The organism is Sinomicrobium soli, from assembly GCF_003285545.1.
Classification (GTDB): Bacteria; Bacteroidota; Bacteroidia; order Flavobacteriales; family Flavobacteriaceae; genus Sinomicrobium.
Window position 1 is genome coordinate 1 of record NZ_QLNV01000037.1, and the last position, 2700, is coordinate 2700.

The 2700-nt window shown below is 40.7% G+C and carries 2 protein-coding genes; both read left to right on the forward strand.

The window, feature by feature from the left end:
* Window positions 1-958 (forward strand): hypothetical protein (locus DN748_RS19185; RefSeq protein WP_161554616.1); only part of this gene is annotated, 958 nt, incomplete at its 5' end.
* Between the two features lie 646 nt (window positions 959-1604).
* Window positions 1605-2441: a hypothetical protein gene (locus tag DN748_RS18900; RefSeq protein ID WP_112373397.1), complete on the forward strand. Its 837-nt coding sequence runs from the start codon at window positions 1605-1607 to the stop codon at window positions 2439-2441.
* The last annotated feature ends 259 nt before the right edge of the window (window positions 2442-2700 follow it).

Here is a 2700-nt window from a genome sequence, read left to right on the forward strand (position 1 = left end):
AGACGATCCCATAGATCCGGAACCGGACTACTGTGACGATCCGGGGAATTGGGATGAATGTTATGGGGATGGAGGGGATGATTATTATCCGGACCCGGACGCACCTTCAGAATCCGAGATCAAGAATGCGATTGCGGACAAACCGTTTGCGTTGCTCCCGGATATTCCATGCGAGACTATCAGGCAATGGCTGGCCACAGCAACCCACGAAGTGCAGCAAGCCCAGCTTGATAAGCTGGATCAGATTGTCAGTACATCAACCTCATATCCTGGTATGACTACTACAACCGTAGCCAGGCTACAGCATATTAATGACGCCTACAGTTCGGTGGTCAATATGGACTACTTTCCGGTCACAGTGAATGAACTGCCAGTCGTTAACGGGCAGAGGCAGACCCCTGAACAATTTCTGAACCATATCCGGACAAATATCAATAGCTTTGTGGATACGGAATACAGTGAATTCGAACCTTATCAATGGCCCGGTCTTGATGAGATCACACTGTGGAACTCCTCGAATCCGCTGGGGGCAGTCATAGGAATTGATATCAAAGGACCGGACAACGGGTCCGTCATTGTAAGTGATTACGATACGGATAAATGGACTTTTTCCACGATTTTTGATCCAAAATATGGTGAACATCCGGTTTCAGGAAACAGGGATTTTGGATATACGCAAAACGACGATGGCTCATATACGTTTTATACCAGAGGTGTAGACAGGTTGACGAGTTGGGATGGGGAATGGGCCAGGAAAAATTTGGATAATTTTCCTTTTAATCAAGCCGATGCACTTTGGACTTCATTTCAGAATAAAATAAATAATTATGTAAACCAACATGAAGGTAATGCATCAGTTGCTAATCAACAGATTCACCGCCCTGACTGGCAGCAGGTAGTAGATGTCCTGAATGGTCAGGCCCCTTTAAGTACATTAAGTAAGGATTGCCCGGATTAAAATATCTATTGTTATGCTAATTAGGAAAATAATATTCAACGCAATAATAGGATTTCTTGTATTTCCATTGCTATTGCAAATAAAACGCTGGGGAGATTTTGATGTGAACCTGATCGAGCAGTATGGGTCGATAAAGGCTATCGTTCTTGCTTTTTTTGGAGAATCTTTTTACTTTTTAAATTCTACTGTCTTTTCAATCTTTATATTGTTGCCCTTTCAATTAATAAAAGACTATTATGTCACTAAAGGAAAAAAACTGAGTTTTTTGCGAAAAATATTGTGGTTCTCCGCATTAGTTTTTGCGTTAATATGTGTTTTCGGTTCATTCAGTAATATTTGGTGGGTTCCATGGTATAAAAATATGATATATATTGCCTATGCACTTTTACTCGGATTAATTTGTACAACTTTACTTTATTTTATGATTGACCAGTATATAGAAAAGACCAGCGATTCGGGAAAAAGTTGATAGCAACAATTACCTACATCAATTAGACAGGACTTTACAGGCTACCTGGAGTACCTGAAAGCCAATGGCGAGCGCAAGGTTATCATCCGTGTAGTCAATGGCCGCCCGGTACGGAAATACAAGGGCCGGCCGCAGACGCAGAAGGAACGGCTACCATCGAAACAGCAGTTGGCAGCGATGGGGGGCTATGACTGTTATGAGGTCTGCGAGGATATCTATGAAGGGGGCTGTGTGGGCGAAGGCTCCTGGGACCCGGACGATCCGGGGGGAGGTGATGAGTATTGCTGGGATGAAGTCATTGGTGAGTATTGCTACGATGACTGTATATGGATTGAAGACCCCGACTATCCGGAAGAACCGGACCCCTGTGATGATTTGGGGAATTGGGATGAATGTTATGGGGATGGAGGGGGTGATACTGGCGATGAATCTGTTGTAGTAGCTGATATAATAATAGATGTTGTATCTACACCCAAGATCACAGATATTCAAAAAGAACTTGAATGTTTTGATAAGACTGCGTCAGCTAAGTTAACCATCTATGCCGAACAATCAATTGAGAATTCTAGGGAAGTAACGGCTAGAATTGGGCATGCCTTTATAGGACTCGAACAAAATGGAGTTGTTAGAAATATTGGTTTTTATCCTGATTCGCCTGGAGCATCATTATTGGCAGCTCAAAATAGTGAGTTGCATGATAATTCGGGGTCGGCGTATCATGTTAGTGTAACTTTAAATATATCATCAGTTCAATTAACCAACATTATTAATTATATCGAAAATTATCCTGGCAAGTATTATTTAAATGAATTTAATTGTACAGATTTTGCAATTGCAGTGGCAAAAAAAGGAGGTTTGATAATACCAGAAACAGTTGGTAGTTATGGAATCTTTTTTGAAGGAAGAAACCCCAGTGACTTTGGGGAAGATTTGAGAGATCTAACTTTGCCTACAGGTGCTACAAGAAATCAGACTAAAGGTGTAGCCCCTACCAGGTCTTCAGATTGTCCTTAATTTAAGGATTATCCGTAAACACACCTAAATTAATCACTAATATACAATTGTTTATACGTAAATTAGACAAGAACGCACAAGGTGTTGTTATTCAGTTAGTTATGGTGATATATGGGTAGAGATACGGACATTTATATTTAATTTATAGACATTGCTGTCCCATTAAAATCTGAAAAAGTTCATTGAAATATTTGAAATATAGTTAGTTATAGAGATTTTCCGGGCGAACGGACTTGAAAACATAGCTTAGCATCAGGTT